General features: G+C 58.8%; 14 protein-coding genes. 7 read left to right on the forward strand and 7 right to left on the reverse strand.

The window, feature by feature from the left end; translation table 11 throughout:
* Positions 1–45: 45 nt before the first annotated feature.
* Together XH81_RS04420 and XH81_RS04425 are read right to left on the reverse strand one after the other, a co-directional pair.
* The gene (locus XH81_RS04420) at positions 46–987 is read right to left on the reverse strand and encodes a hypothetical protein (RefSeq protein ID WP_271595933.1); all 942 of its coding nucleotides are present in this window, start codon (positions 985–987) and stop codon (positions 46–48) included.
* A gap of 132 nt (positions 988–1119) precedes the next feature.
* Entirely contained in the window at positions 1120–2070 is a 951-nt protein-coding gene (locus XH81_RS04425; protein WP_271595934.1) for a tyrosine-type recombinase/integrase, read from the reverse strand.
* An 89-nt stretch (positions 2071–2159) separates the two neighbouring features.
* On the opposite strand from XH81_RS04425, the gene XH81_RS04430 reads away from it, so the two are divergent.
* Entirely contained in the window at positions 2160–2957 is a 798-nt protein-coding gene (locus tag XH81_RS04430; protein WP_271595935.1) for a S8 family serine peptidase, read from the forward strand.
* Positions 2958–3008: 51 nt separating this feature from the next.
* On the opposite strand, the gene XH81_RS04435 is transcribed toward XH81_RS04430, so the two are convergent.
* Both XH81_RS04435 and XH81_RS04440 read right to left on the reverse strand, forming a co-directional pair.
* Complete coding sequence (locus XH81_RS04435) at positions 3009–3206, reverse strand: hypothetical protein (protein ID WP_271595936.1); 198 nt, start codon at positions 3204–3206, stop codon at positions 3009–3011.
* Between the two features lie 4 nt (positions 3207–3210).
* Positions 3211–4320 carry a M6 family metalloprotease domain-containing protein gene (locus tag XH81_RS04440; protein WP_271596001.1) on the reverse strand — a complete coding sequence of 370 codons (1110 nt, stop codon included), beginning with the start codon at positions 4318–4320 and terminating at the stop codon, positions 3211–3213.
* A gap of 446 nt (positions 4321–4766) precedes the next feature.
* On the opposite strand from XH81_RS04440, the gene XH81_RS04445 reads away from it, so the two are divergent.
* Positions 4767–5057 carry a hypothetical protein gene (locus XH81_RS04445; protein ID WP_271595937.1) on the forward strand — a complete coding sequence of 97 codons (291 nt, stop codon included), beginning with the start codon at positions 4767–4769 and terminating at the stop codon, positions 5055–5057.
* Between the two features lie 4 nt (positions 5058–5061).
* Here the strand turns inward: XH81_RS04445 and XH81_RS04450 are convergent, their stop codons facing one another.
* On the reverse strand, positions 5062–5937 hold the full coding sequence (locus XH81_RS04450) for a hypothetical protein (RefSeq protein WP_271595938.1): 876 nt from the start codon (positions 5935–5937) through the stop codon (positions 5062–5064).
* Positions 5938–6341: 404 nt separating this feature from the next.
* On the opposite strand from XH81_RS04450, the gene XH81_RS04455 reads away from it, so the two are divergent.
* Positions 6342–7088 carry a hypothetical protein gene (locus XH81_RS04455; protein ID WP_271595939.1) on the forward strand — a complete coding sequence of 249 codons (747 nt, stop codon included), beginning with the start codon at positions 6342–6344 and terminating at the stop codon, positions 7086–7088.
* A 210-nt stretch (positions 7089–7298) separates the two neighbouring features.
* Positions 7299–7787 (forward strand): hypothetical protein, encoded by a 489-nt coding sequence (locus XH81_RS04460; RefSeq protein WP_271595940.1) that lies wholly within the window; start codon positions 7299–7301, stop codon positions 7785–7787.
* 671 nt (positions 7788–8458) lie between these two features.
* Here XH81_RS04460 and XH81_RS04465 read toward each other — a convergent pair.
* Both XH81_RS04465 and XH81_RS04470 read right to left on the reverse strand, forming a co-directional pair.
* Entirely contained in the window at positions 8459–9127 is a 669-nt protein-coding gene (locus XH81_RS04465; protein ID WP_271595941.1) for a hypothetical protein, read from the reverse strand.
* A 468-nt stretch (positions 9128–9595) separates the two neighbouring features.
* Positions 9596–10012, reverse strand: coding sequence for a hypothetical protein (locus XH81_RS04470; RefSeq protein ID WP_271595942.1), 417 nt, complete (start codon positions 10010–10012; stop codon positions 9596–9598).
* A gap of 307 nt (positions 10013–10319) precedes the next feature.
* Here XH81_RS04470 and XH81_RS04475 point away from each other — a divergent pair, with 307 nt between their 5' ends.
* The 3 genes from XH81_RS04475 (at position 10320) to XH81_RS04485 (ending at position 14219) form a co-directional block, all read left to right on the forward strand.
* Positions 10320–11537, forward strand: coding sequence for a trypsin-like serine protease (locus XH81_RS04475; protein ID WP_271595943.1), 1218 nt, complete (start codon positions 10320–10322; stop codon positions 11535–11537).
* Between the two features lie 81 nt (positions 11538–11618).
* Entirely contained in the window at positions 11619–12131 is a 513-nt protein-coding gene (locus XH81_RS04480; protein WP_271595944.1) for a hypothetical protein, read from the forward strand.
* A 108-nt stretch (positions 12132–12239) separates the two neighbouring features.
* A complete protein-coding gene (locus XH81_RS04485; protein WP_271595945.1) occupies positions 12240–14219 on the forward strand; it encodes a multicopper oxidase family protein in 1980 nt (659 codons plus the stop codon).
* The last annotated feature ends 31 nt before the right edge of the window (positions 14220–14250 follow it).

The following is a 14250-nucleotide window of genomic DNA, read 5'->3' on the forward strand; positions in this document are numbered from 1 at the left end:
TGTTTTCCATCCGGTTGTCAGAGGAGTGAAGCGCCGCTAAGGCCATTATGCCACCGCTAGGGCAAGGTTCGTTGACAACTCTTTAAATGCGAGGCCGGTTGGCTCCAGAACTCCGAACTCGAACGTGGGATTCTGCGGCCAAGTCAGACCATATTGCTGGGCAAATCGCTGGAACTGCCCAGGGTCGGTACGGAGGGCGTGCTCCAGTCGGTTTGTGGACGTTATTACTTTATCTGCAGCTAACGATGCACGAACGGATGTCCCGGCCCCTGTCATACCTCCTGCGGGCTTGTACACCCTGCCATCTATCTCCACCAAGGTGTTGATTCCTATCTTCCGCAGAGCATTGCGCTCATCCTCAGTGTATTTCTTCGCCAAGCCGATGATTTTTTGTCCAGCAGACGCTTTGAGCTCGTGGATTAAGCCTGCGTTCGGCCATTCGTCGGCCATGACCTTCAAGATATGGTCCCGGTTGAAGTCTTTATGCGTCATCACATCCAGCAAATATGCGTCACGCGTATGGAATACACAAAAAAGCAGAGGGTCGTCTCGTTTGACGAACCCATTTGGCTGCATCTCCTGCGAGATATGCAGATGGTGCACCTCCCACTCGATCAGCATGAGATCTAAATCCTGGCGCCGTGCTAGCTTTTTGCTTGAGGGCTCCAGGACCGTGGCTACACGAGTGCTCAGGTGTGGTTTCAGCTCTTCGCCCGTCTCGATCTTTGATATCAGCGCGTCTAGGTCAGCCTTTCGCTGAGTGGTAATTGGATTGGCGGCATAAGCTTTAGAAATGTGGACCTTGCGTGCATTTCGGAAAATGTGACGCCTCATCCAATTATGATATACGATCAGCAATTCACGTGCGTCTTTTCCGGAGATCTCGGAACACACGTCAGGATCATTTCGATCGTACGGCAATGAATCGAGTGCCCATTTTCTTATTGCAGCCTCGAGGTCGATAGCCATTCTGGTCATACCTTTCATGTCGTCTGGCGCTAAGCACTAGTAGTCGACATCGCGCTTAAGGTTTAGTTTCGGGAGGAGCCCGTCAGTGATCCGTTGATGTTATCCGCAGAAGCAGCCCCCACCCGATTTCCCTATCATCTCGGCCGAGCATCATACTTCATAGCGGGGATACTTGGCGAGAGCGGCCGCTTGGTCCTCAAGCTCAACACCATGATATCCATCCGCCACAGTGCGACCTTCAAGAGCGTGCCCGGAGATCACATCAAGCGTTCTGCGGTCAATGCCAGCCCTCACGCCAACGGGCTTGAAGCGGTGCCTCCAGCCGTGATTCGGCGCAACACCCTTATCCGGCACTACTCCGCGGGCAAACTCCGCAAGCCTATTCTTGATGCCCTGCAGTGGTCCAAGCACAGGACCCTGTTCGTCGCCATCCTGGGAAGGCCGCAGGAATAGATGACCAGGAGGTGCAGCTCTCACAAATTCCACAAAGCCCATTTCAATCAGGTGAGGATGCAGAGCCACGTCCCTTGCTTCGTTGGTCTTCACAGTAACTGCCTCGGGCGTGACCGTGAGATACCAGATGCTGCGGCCGTGCTTGTGTAGGTCCTCCTTTCGCAATTGGGCCATCTCACCGACGCGTGCCCCTGTATATGCCATGAGCCACGGCACCCATCGCTTGGCTGCAAATGTCTCCGGCATCTCTCCACCACGCTTCACGCGGAGACTTGACGCAAGGATTGCTTTCGCCTCTGCTTCGGTGAAGGCTTTGCTCCGTAACCTCCGTGGCTTCGTAGCCTTGAGCGTGATACCCTCTGCGGGGTTTCTCTGCATCTTCCCATTTGATACCGCCCATCCAAACACAGCCTTGAGCCCGGAGAGATCGCTATCCTTCACCGTCTTTGCAGAAATCGGCTTCCCAGTACGGGGGGTGATGGTGGCTAAGCGGTGATCCTTGAAGCCAATGACGTCATCCTTGGTCACGCGGCTGGAATCATCATGGCCGAGGAACGCGACGAAGGCTGCCATCGAGTTACTATAGCTCTCGTGTGTGCTCGGCTTAAGGTTGCGGGCCTTTGCCTCCACCCACCAGCCTTCAATCAACGCAGTCAGCGAGCTTCCTTTTAGGACCGATTGCTTGGTGGTAGCACTGTCCCCGTTCGGCGCGACCCAAGAAGGAAAGCGTTCCGACTTTGGGTCGGGAGTGTAGTCGCCTTGAGCATTTCGCAGGCGGACCTCGAACGCATCACGTAGCGCCAGCCAAAAAGCTCTCAGCAGCAGACCGCGCGACGTGGCGTCAAGATCTGAACATCAAGCCGCTGTATCCCGCTTTCTTCGGCGGGCAGCTTGGCCGCCTCCAGGACCAAGCCATTACGGTCGCCGCGCACGGACCGGATGGGCGCCGGGCGAATTTCTCGAATTTCTCTCCGGAGTACGTCGATATTGCCGCGCCCGGCTGTGCCATCGATCAGACTTCCCGACGAGGCGCGAGCGTCAAGAACTTCGGCACCTCGGTAGCGGCCGCTTTCGTGTCGTTCACCGCGGCTCTGATACGGTCGCTCGGGGTGGAAAACCCGAACGCGATAAAGAATCGGCTCATCGCATCGTTACGGTATGTACCGAAACTAGACGGGCTCGTCGCCGCAGCCGGCATTCTCGACCCTGTTAAGGCGGTCAGCGTCTACGAGGACATCGTCGAAAAGTCCGACAAGGGAGCGGCGTGGCTGACTGGACGGTGGAACAGACCGAATTTTGTCAACCTCTGCTCCGACAGAGACGAGCTCGAAGCGAATCGAATTCGCAAGATCACGGTCCTGCCGCAGGACCCTTCGCGTCTTCGGGTGCTCTACGAGAACGCCGATCACCGGGTGAGACCGTTCTTCTGTTCGCCCGCGGGAACTGGGATCGTGATCGACCAAATCACCGGCGGCACTGCGACCGTTCCGTGGAGCGAATTGTTCGATTTCGTTCCCGGCATGAGCTTGACGTAGGCCTCTTGCTGAATGGAAGCCCCCGCCCCCGCTAAGTTTGCCCGCCGGTCTCTAGTTCCGGCAGGAGCCGGCCCCGACGTGAACGTCGAATGATGCGGCCGCCGCCGTCAGGCTGATGTTGCAGATGGCGATCTTACCGGTGCTCGCGGGCTTGCTGCCATTGTCGAAAGCGGTGTTGTTCGAAGTACCCGGATACGGGTCGCCGGCATCACCTCGGTTGAACTGTTTTATGTCTTCGAGCTGGAGCAATCCATCAGCCTGGATGACCGCGACGCCTTCGTTGCTGGGATCGTTTGACAGTGTTGTTGAGCAAGCCGACTTGGGTCACCGCTTTGTTGATCCGCCATATGACGACGCCGGGACCCGTCAAGGAATCGTCGAAGCCCTTCTTCGTCCGGTACTCGAGGAGATAGTAGACATCGTTGGAAACGTTAATCCGCAACGCGTCCGGGAAGTCTTCGACCGGCCGAAGCGTCGCATGGGTCATGTCCTCAGTCACCACGAGCGGCGACACCCACCCGAGGAACGCGTTCGACCACACCGACATATGCGACGGCCGCTCCGGCGTCTTGTTGTCGCCTCCCCAGGAGCCCGCTCCCATGAGGTCCCAGGTTCCCACGCCTTGCGATTTGGCCGACCTGCCGGTGTTGTAGAGATCGGGAAGACCGAACGCATGCCCGAACTCGTGAGCGAACACGCCGATCTCGATCATGCGTTTTCCGTCGCAATCCAGCGCGGGCATGATGACGTAATCGTCTATCCTGATACGGCGACCATCCTTCGCCTTGGCTTTCGTCTCGTAATCCTTGCCGTTCAGATCCGTGAGCCTGAAACGGTGTGACCAGATGTTGTTATTGACCTGGCCGTCAGGGGCACCACACTCGCCTCCCCGCCCTGGATGGACGAACGCGACGAAGTCGACGTAACCGTCGTCATCGTCGGAGTTCGGCACGCCATCGGGTCCATCGTTGTCGTACTTCGAGAAATCGAGATTCTTTTCGGCTGCGGTAAGTGCTGCGACGAGCAGTTCGCCGAGCTTTGCGGTCGAGCACATGCCATTGCAAGGGATTCTCTTCGTGATACCACCCTGCTGCTGCTCCTGCACGACGCCTTCGTAGTAGGAACCCGGCTTGCTGGCTTTCCACCAAGGAAGTACCTGTCCTTCCACCGAAAACTGCCCGTACGAGATCTGCTTGTAGTAATCCGACATAGTGCCGGTGGGCCAAGGCCCTTTGAAAAGCTCTTGCTCGAGATTGGAGACTGAATAGGGGTCTTGTGCCGTGTCCTTGTATTTGAGCGCGATCACGGGGAGCGACCTGCGGCCTTTGATCAGGGTTCCTCCGCGTTCGTCCGCCGCGTCCACGGTCAATATGCCTGTCTCAACGGCGACACGATTGGCAACGATCGATTTTGTAAGATTCAGAAAGGTTTGGTGGTAAACCGACGGAAGCGATCAGCGAATTCCGTGTTGGGATACTCGCCTCCAGCGGCGGACGGCTCTGTAGCCCATGCGGTCGGGACCGAAACGGCCACAACGGAAAGCGTAAAGCTGACGAGGAGAAAATTGCGCATGACAAGCCCATCCGCGCACACCTATGAAAAATGTTGTAGTATAGCTCCAATGCAACCTTAAAAAGATGGCGATGTCAATCGGTTCATCGAGGAGATTTGGCTTGCCCGTCGTCTTCCAAGCTTCGCAGCCATCGCCTTGCTGCAGCCTCGGTTCCGGCGCACGGTCAGACGTCAGGTCCTATCCGCTCGTCCCAGGTGCTTACCCCTTCGCAAGTAATCCAGAACAAAGACAAACTCTTGAATAGCAATCTCGTAGTCGAGGGCGTCCTCGAGAACGAAGGCACGAACTACTTCACTAATTCGCGGTTGGTCATCGAGCAACCCGGCTCGGACAAATCGGTCGTCGTGCGTTTGAGAACACCGCTCGAAATACAACGGCCACCGAGCGGCCAACAGAGCATCCCGCCTACCCAAGCTGATTATCTAGGCAAGAAGGTGAAAATTCAGGGCGTCTTGAAGGAACAGTTCGTCAGAGGGCTGGGCCGAGCGGTCGTGCTGGAGAGCGCCCAGCCCCCATCGATCGAATAGACCTTCATCGTAAGACGGTCCCCGGGGCAAGCCTGACCGGAGCCTGTTGCTGGAGCATCCTGTTCAAGTTCGGATCTTCGAGAGCGGGATTGCGATAGGGCAGTTGTGGCACGCGTCGCACCCGTGGTTTGCTCGCGACATGGGGGGGCTCCGGCGTTACCTCGCCTTGCTGACCTGACGATGCGTCGGGCTGTAGCTGGGGCTGTCTAACCGGCCTGCTGTCGACGACGCGTACCGGTCCAACGACCCGCACGGCCAACGGGCCTGACGGCGGTGTCGGCTCCGACATCGATACGACGAGATGATGCACACCTTCCCGCTGATAACCGGCGCCGGAATCGACTGTATTGACGATGCTGAAGACGAATCCAAAACGGGACCCGACGCTGGCGATTACGTCTACGTCGACGGTGTAGCTCAGCCCACCGTGGTTCTCGGGCCGGATTTGGTCAAGAGTGGCAGCTATCCAGGCTGCAAGACCGAGATGGGTCTGGGAGGGATCGGGTCCTTGGCATTTGTCGCCATAGATGGCGATGGCTTCCGGAATCGAGACGGCGAAATCGACGTGCCCGGTGTGGGTGAACTTTCCGCTGAGCGACCCACCCGGAAAGATGTTGGGCAGCGTAGGATTCGGAATAGGAACGGTAGCCTTCGCATCTCCAGACAACGTGTCTATCAACGTCATATCTAACGACGTCTTCACCAGCCATTTCGAGAGTTGAAAGTGTGCAAATCGTGGGTCAGTGGCGACGGCCGCGATCTCGCATTGGATGCTCTGCTTGAATGTCTCGATCGTCGCGGCGCCGTGCCGCTCGTCCAATGGCAACAACGCGCAACCGCACAAACCCAGTGCGGCGCACAACGCCAGAACACTCTTCATCCTGCCCCCCTTGCTTAGCGCAAGGATGTCGCAACAACTTATAAATGTAAAGGCCCCGACAACCGCGCTGTTTGGAGATAGCCGTCTTGTTGAGGCTTGAAAGACATGAAAGGCATGCGAGACGAACGACAACGAGCTGTCTCGACGGGCTCTACCCCTCGACGTTGAGGCCAGGGAAACTCCTCGGTCACAACTCATGCGCCAATCTCTTCCATTGAAGAGAGATACGTTTCGCCGGCGACATCATCGATATCGAACTATAGCTAAGCGTTCCGCTTGGCCAACATTATGAGGCCCCTTAAAATACAATTGCAAATTGCCGTAAAAAGACGTAACAATCAGCCAGTCGATACCCTCGGTTTACTGCCAGGCTTTGAATTTCGTTTGCCGGCCCAAGATGCCGTTTGACCACATTAACGTTTGGCCGGGATCGACAATTATTTTCTGACGCGCCAGTTTCAGACGCCTTCGAGGTTCGGACAGAAGCGGCCGCGACGATCGCCTTCGCCCTTCTCTTTCCCACACTCGGCTGCGCGGACTGCCCTGCGGAGTCGCAATGGTTACCAAATACGCCGGCTCCCTCCTTTGATCGCCCGCCGCCACATCCGGAGCCGGATTGCGTCTTCTACAAACCGGCTTGGCACAATTTCCTTTTTGCCGCTCGCCCCGTGAACGGAAATCCAGCGTTCTTATCGTATCCGACGATCGGCGATGTATTTGGACCTCAGATCGCCCCTCAGTTCGCGGCGAAGAGGCTGAATTTGCTGGCGGTGGCGCCTCGTGGCCTGAAAGGCTCCAACAATTTCGACGTCGCGACGGTGCGAATTCCCGGTCCGAACGATCCGAGCTCGATAAACGCAGGCGTGCGCCAAGCCGGTTTCGCCGGCCTTCTGATTGATCAAGATGGCCAACCGATCTTCTACGCCATTCACATCAATCAGACGTTCGCCGAATTGGTGTCGGCAAAGAAGCTGACGACGAAGGCTGCGGTCCAGAGTGCTGCCCCTGAACTCGAACTGCCGAAAGGAGCTGTGGAGCTCAAATCGGCTTGGCGAGTCGTTCCGAAAAACAACCCGCCTGCTGATTACATAACAGTCGCCGAGGCAAGCGTGCCCACGTTGAAACGCGAGCTCGAAATTGGTTGTCGATGAGACCGCACCACCTCGAACCGAGACTGTCGCTCTGCTCGCACTCCACGTCGTATTCATTCCCGAGGGGCGCCCTGAATTCGTCTGGGCCACATTCGAGCACGTCGACGGTAATGGCATTCGCGCTCTCGCTCCGCCGGCCGCCGCTCAGCCATCGGTTGAGAACGGTTTACCTGGCGACTCGATGGTCCGATCAGCACGCAGGACTTTGTCTTGTACAAAAGCGGGACTATTGCATCTGCGGCCAATCAATTTCTCACCGAAGCTGCGATGGCAGCCGCATTCGATGAGAAATCGCAGACCTTTACGACCGGCGGGAAGCCAATTCAAACTTCCATCTACCGGATGTTTCCGGGTTCGAAATCTGTTGGGACGCGGACGGACGACGACGGCGAAATCGTAGACCTCAACAAATCCATGACCGCGCTGTTTGCGAAAAGCGCTCCAAACGATGCACGCCGCAATTATCGGCTCGTCGGTGCGATTTGGATGGACAAGCCCGATCAATTCAAGACAAACATGTCGATCGCAAACCCCGCGGGAATGGACACGAACAACCCCGGCAGCGATCGTCCCTGGCGAAGACGGACTCTCCAGTTTGGCCATGGAGTCTTTTACGCAGAACAGCTTCGTCAACTGCTTCAGCTGTCACGATACTCAGGCGGTGACGGACAGCAACGGAAACGTGATCTTGCAGGCTAAGACGCTGAACGTCAGCCACATCTTCTCTAAGTTCGTAGTCGACTCTAAGTGACGCCGGGAGGGGCACATGGGTTTCGACCAAGTGAAAGGAATTCTCGAAGCCGGCATTGCCGCTTGGGTGCAAGCCAAAGGTAGGCCCACGCAACTGGAAAACCACGGCGCGACTTTCAATTGAGACACCAAAGAAAACCTTCTCGCTGCGTCAGGACATGGAAAACGTCTCATTCAACCCGAACTTATCGGGCAAAACGGAGCAGCCACGAACCTAATAATCGATCTAAGGACAGGTATTGCCGGCCCGGCTTTACGTATGCCCAAGGGTGGGCCGTTCATACCGGATGATCAGATCAAGATTATCGATCACGCAAGGGTGCCCGGACTGACCGTCCCGAACCTTAGGAGAGGCGAGATGACTCTCACTAGAAGGACGTTGCTCTCCCACGCCGCGCTTATCGGTCTTCCTCAAGTCGTCGTCGGGACCGGCTAGAGCGGAGACCGGCGCCGTGAGAACGCGACAAAACATCAAGTCGTTCTCGCAGGATCCTCAAAAGGTCGCCGCCTTACGAGCCGGGGTCGGCAAGATGAAGGCCCGTTCACAAGCAAATCGGGACGATCCCCTCGGGTGGTACTATTGGTCGGCGGTCCACGGCACGATGGAGGACCCGGGCAACCTAGGAAATCTGTACAACCAGTGCGAACACACTCGCTTCAAGACCAATCCACTGCGTCCGAGTACCGTGGCGGAGCATTTCATCTCCTGGCATCGACCGTTTCTCTTTTTCTTCGAGGCGACGCTCAAGCGCGCCGCTCAAGAGAGGCCGGCGCCACGACGGCGTTCGAGCTGCCCTACTGGGGATGACGACGTTCGGCCAAAGATCCCGTTTTTTGGGTGCATCATGCCAATATCGACAGGCTCTGGACGGTCTGGACGAAAATGGCGGGCACACCAATCCGAATGATACCGCTTGGAAGCAAAAACCTTCACGTACGATCAGGAAGGGCGCTGTCCCGGGACGCAGTTGCACCAGCACGAACCTTATCACGTACGGACCATATTCTTCACTTTCCCATCCGATGTGCTTCGCATCGTTGATTCGTTTGGATCCCATCACGAACAGCAGCCGCTCGATATGCGGAAACAGCTCCGCTAAGGCACGCGAATTGGGATGCTTCAAGATCATGAGAACGCCGGACTCTTTCGGTTCGCCCTGGAAGTAGGAGTCGGGATCGGCCTGCTGCCAACGTCCACTGAGAGCGAATTGGGTCGCGAACATATTGCCGAGATTGGCAGGAAAAGGGCGACGGCCAGCAATTTTGCCCGGCCCGATCCGCTCGAGCACGTGGATCAGCGGCCGCGTCGGTAAACGGAATGTGTGGCTTCTCCTCTGCTGGCTTCGTAGTTGCAGGCTCTGTCGGCTTTCCGGCCTTGAATAGTTCGGCCAAACCGGCCGCAACGACTCCGATTACAGTTCCGAGCGTCATTCCGCCGGCGAAGAGCACGAGCCGGTCCGCCTCATTGTCGCTGATCTCGAACCTGGTCTGCTTATTTGCCTCATGGAGGCGCTTCATATCCTGCAAGCGATCGACGGTATAGGTCTTATCGTCCTGATCGATGACGTGTGATGTGTCCTGCAAAGGCCGAGGCGTGCGCTCGGTCGTGCGTACGACCTCACGGAAGCCGGATTGAACGAGCGGGCAAGATTTAAGGCTGATGCCCTTCGATCAACGTCAGCCGCCCGCACCTTGTTCGAGCTAGAAGGACATATTTCCGGAGCGCGGTCAGCCGATCTGAACTCGATCATCAGATATCATCCGCACCTGAAGCCGACGACAATGTGCTTCTCGTCCAGAAGAACATTGAGCCGATCGCCGCGCACGTCGGCGCTGGTCGGGATGCCCGGTCCGCTCGGTCTCACGGATTTCGCGCCAGCGATAAGCCGCGCTTCCTCGGCCAATTCTGCTGAAAACGGCTTGCCTATCATGCCGCGGCACGGGTCCGGGTCGCAGGCGGTGCCCGCCTGCGCAGGCACGGCCAACAGCAGCGCAACCAGCAGCGACCCGATCCTTTGACTCAAGGCACACGCTCCCACCTTCGATTCGCAGTGCGCAATCCTGTTGATACAACCGAGCAGTGCGGCTAAAGGTTGTGCATTGTCAATTTGGAATTTTTCCATGCAATTGAAAATCGGAAAGCGGTTTTTTGTTGCGGTCGCCCTCGGAACCATTTCATTCGTTCCGGGCAGTATCGCTGTCGTAGCACAGACCGGACTGCGGCCGGTCGATCCGATCACCGATCCCGGCGAATGCGTCGGGCCGGGCTGCCTCAGGGCGCACGACGCCGGGGCAGTAGCGGCGGGCGCGGCGGCACCGGCCCGCTCAGGTAGCGGCCTTGCTCCCGACATCGTGGATAGCGGCACCTGCGTTGGGCCCGGTTGCACGCGGCGCTTGAGCAGCCGGGCCGCTACGAGTGCAGCGTCGCCCGCCGGTGCTGCAGCTCCTCCGCCCCCGGTTGCGGGATCTGCCGACGGAGGCGTGAATGTGATCGTGGTCCCGGCGACCCGGCAGCCTCCCGGTACGATAGGTCCCAACATCATCGTCGCGCCGGGTACGCCGGTCGGCCCTCCACCCGCCCCACCGTCTCCACGATCGAGCGTTGATCCGGATCGGCAATCTGCGTCCGCGACGACGCATGTCGTACCGCAGGGCGCGACGGCCGTGATCATCTCTGACTCGAATGTCGCAGTCTCCCAGCTTGCGCAGCCAGCGCCGGCTGCGGCGGCGATGCCGCAGCACGGAGCCGGTCCGCAGACCTTCGACAGCGGCCTGACCGACTGCGACATTCCATTCGAAGAATTGGCGACGCGCGCAAAGTCCTGCATAGCCGGCCCGACTGCCGCCGGCCGCCGCTGCGAGCAATACTCCCTTTCGCAGTTCACTGAAGTCGTGCAGATGAGCCAGTACAATAGCGCCGCCGGCCGCTGGGATGCGCTGTGCACCGGCACGCTGATTTCGCCGCAATGGGTGCTGACGGCGGCCCATTGCCTGATCGGGGACGATCCCCCGAGCACGCGAGGCGCCGATCAGGGCGCCGACCTGATGATGGGCGTGGACGAACTCGTCCAATTCCGGATCACCGCGGACAACGCCGTCACGCTGACGGCGGCTGAACGCGAGCGCAAGCTGTCGCGCGCGATCGTCTATGGCCGCTATGGCGGCTCCGCCAAGACCAACAATGTCTACTACGCCGATGACTTGGCGCTGCTGCAACTGGCCTCGCCCTACCCTGCGGACCCGGTCGAAACGGCTCGCCTGGCGAGCGCAGGAGGCTTTCTTCCTGACGCGACGATCGCAGGCTACGGTTTCTCGAACGCCGACCAGGGCACTCTCGGTCGCTTCAATCTGACCTGGCCGGTGCCACTGCAGAAAAATGCTGGCGGCCAGTACAAGTTCAAGCCTGGCCCGGGCGACCATCATCAGAGCGCCTTTTGCCAGGGTGATTCCGGCGGGCCGGTGCTGGCAGGGCGCAATCGAGGATGTCGACGAACCGACAAGAGCAGGGAATTTCGTCCACGGTACATCCAGGGCGTCATTTCCTACAACACGCTGGTTCGTCCTGAGTTCGGCAGCCCGGAGATGCAATGGGCGCACGCCTGCATGACTGCGGAATCGATGGCTATGCAGGATGTGACGATCAAGGAGAGGCGAAACTGGATTTGCGAGCGAACCGATCTTGAAGCCGGCGGATGCTGATGCGCGAAAACGACGTCTTGCGGTTGTGCTAGCACAGGGGTATATTGACGATGTTTCAACTCTAAATTTTATGAGCGTGATATGCGTCGACATCTGTTCGCGTCCATTGCGGCGCTCTCTTTGGTGTTGTTGCCGGCCTTGTCGCATTCAGAAGAAAATTCGGCGAGCAGCCTGGCGGGGAAATGGACTTATCGAAGCTTTCACAACAACCCGACGCCGGTCGCGGATGATCCGAACACGGCTGCAGAGAAGGCGCTGGCGCTGATTTTCGCCGAAGCCGTCTTCTCCTTCGAGATCCCGACGAGCACCACGTTGAAGGGAGCGATCGAGTGGCCGGGTGGCGGGCTCGATCTGCAAGGCACGGTCAAGCAGGATCCCGCCACTGGAGTGCCCACGGTGGAGATCGTGGGTCTCGGGCGTCCCGGCACTGGCACCGCAAATTGGGAATATGACTATCGCGGCCAGCTCAACTATCGTTGGCCGGCCGGCGTCAACCAGGTGCCTGCGCTCGTCGGCAGCGTCATTCGTGCGAAGCCGCATGATGGGGCCCCAGCTGGCTATGTAGCCTCGTTCATCGCGGTGAAGCGGCCCTAGACGCGACGATCACCGGCTTTAAGGATTGCTCGCACCAGACCGATCATTCGAGGTATCGCGCCATGCCGGCCTGCCTATCATCGCACGCTCTCTTCTCGAAGACGGATTTTGGAAGGACATCTTGCTCCCGCCGTCTTGAGCAGGATTTTCAAGGGCGCGTTTCTGCTCGCCTTTGCTCAACTCGCCGGCACCGGGATCGCATCGGGGCAGGTCACGGAGCGCATTGCCGTCGACCCCCCGGTTGCCAATGTCGAGCGTCTATCGCCGCGTGTCGGTGCGCCGGCGCCGGCGGCGGCGGGAGCGCCGTCGCGAGCCGCGCCGGTGGCCGGCGGAGAAGCGGTGATCAACCTGAACATCCAATACACGGACGCCAGGATCTATAATCCGGGGCGCAATCAATACGACTCGGTGAAATTGCGCTCGTATCGCGACGTCCGGGAAGTCGAGGCTCCGAAAGTCCCGTTCGTCGCACCGACGATAGAGATCGACCCCGGCGAGACCGTACGGATCACGCTGAACAACGACAAGCTGCCCGCAGACTCGCGATGCCCGCCGACCGATCCGGACGTCAACAATCCGAACTGCTTTAACCGGACCAACCTACATGCGCACGGTCTGTGGGTCAGCCCCGCCGGCAACAGCGACAACGTGCTGCTGAGTATCAATCAGGGCGTCAGCTTTCAGTACGAGTACAACTTGCCGCCGGATCATCCGGCGGGAACATACTGGTATCATCCGCACAGGCATGGATCGACCGCGCTTCAGGTGTCGAGCGGCATGGCCGGCGCGTTGATCGTCCGGGGCAACCGCCCGCCGGGTCCGGATGGTCATGGCGACATCGATACCTTGCTGCGCAATAGCGATGGAGCAAAGTACCACGAACGAGTCATCCTGCTGCAGCAGATCCAGTACGCGTGCCGGGATGCCAATGGGCAGATCAAGCAAGATGCCAACGGTCTCTACATCTGTGCCTCGACGGATGTCGGGGGGATCGAGGGCTATGATCAGTTCGGCCCGACTACGTGGCGAAAGTCCGGCCGTTACACCAGCATCAATGGTGAAGTGATCCCGACCTTTGCCGGCGCCCGTGCCGGTGCGATCGAGCGCTGGCGCGTCGTCCATGCCGGCGTGAGGGATACGGTCAATCTGCAATTCAAGAAGATGCGGGCGAACGCCGATCCCTATGCGTTGATTGCAGCACAACAGCAGGAGGACTGGGTGACGCGCAACTGTCCCGGCAACGATCTGCTGCCGCAATTCGCCTTCGCCGCCGATGGGTTGACGCGTTCGCAGGTCGTCGAGCGCTCCACCAGCACACTTCAGCCGGGCTATCGCGAGGACGTGCTCGTGGTGTTCCCGGAGGCCGGCGAGTATTGTGTGCTCGACGGAGCGGCGCCCGCCACCAGCACCGTGAACAGCCAGGTGAAGAGCCGTCAGTTTCTCGGCAAAGTATCCGTTGCCGCGGGCGTCGCCGTCGCCGATCCCAAGGCGTACGTCCAGGCGCAGCTCGTCGCAGCTGCGGACAGCTTCATGCCCCTGTCCGCGCGCCAGAAGGTGCGCAACGACCTGACCAACGGCCTTCGCCTCGATTCATTCGTCCCGCACGCCGCGATCGCCGATACCGATATCAAGCCACCGCAACGGGAAGCCAAATTCGAGATCGGGGGGGCGGGTTTCCAGATCAACGGCAAGCCTTACAAGCCGGACCGCATTGACCAGTTGCTGCCGCTCGGCGGCATTGAGGAGTGGAAATTATCCACCGTCAATGCGTTCGGACATCCGTTCCACATCCACGTCAATCCGTTTCAGGTCGCCAAGATCATCAAAGACTCCACCGGCCAGGATGTGAGCGTGAGCGGCGATGCCGACGAGCCCCAATATGCCAACCTGAAGGGCGTGTGGAAAGACACGCTGTTCATCCGCCAAGGCTACACCGCCTACGTGTACACCCGCTATCGCCGCTACATCGGAGACTTCGTCTTGCATTGCCATATACTGGATCACGAGGACCAGGGCATGATGCAGAACGTCCGTATCGGTGTTCCCGACGGGACGGGTGGGATCGCGGCGGCACATCACAATCACTAAGCGCGACGAAACGCCAAATGGATGGAGAAAA

This window comes from Bradyrhizobium sp. CCBAU 25360 (assembly GCF_028128695.1).
In the GTDB taxonomy this organism is placed as follows: Bacteria; Pseudomonadota; Alphaproteobacteria; order Rhizobiales; family Xanthobacteraceae; genus Bradyrhizobium; species Bradyrhizobium ottawaense.

Coding starts and splice junctions, on each gene's coding strand:
- XH81_RS04480 (WP_271595944.1), top strand. CDS start 11,619: ATGCGTCGACATCTGTTCGCGTCCATTGCGGCGCTCTCTTTGGTGTTG.
- XH81_RS04420 (WP_271595933.1), bottom strand. CDS start 987: ATGAAAGGTATGACCAGAATGGCTATCGACCTCGAGGCTGCAATAAGA.
- XH81_RS04450 (WP_271595938.1), bottom strand. CDS start 5,937: ATGAAGAGTGTTCTGGCGTTGTGCGCCGCACTGGGTTTGTGCGGTTGC.
- XH81_RS04470 (WP_271595942.1), bottom strand. CDS start 10,012: ATGGTTCCGAGGGCGACCGCAACAAAAAACCGCTTTCCGATTTTCAAT.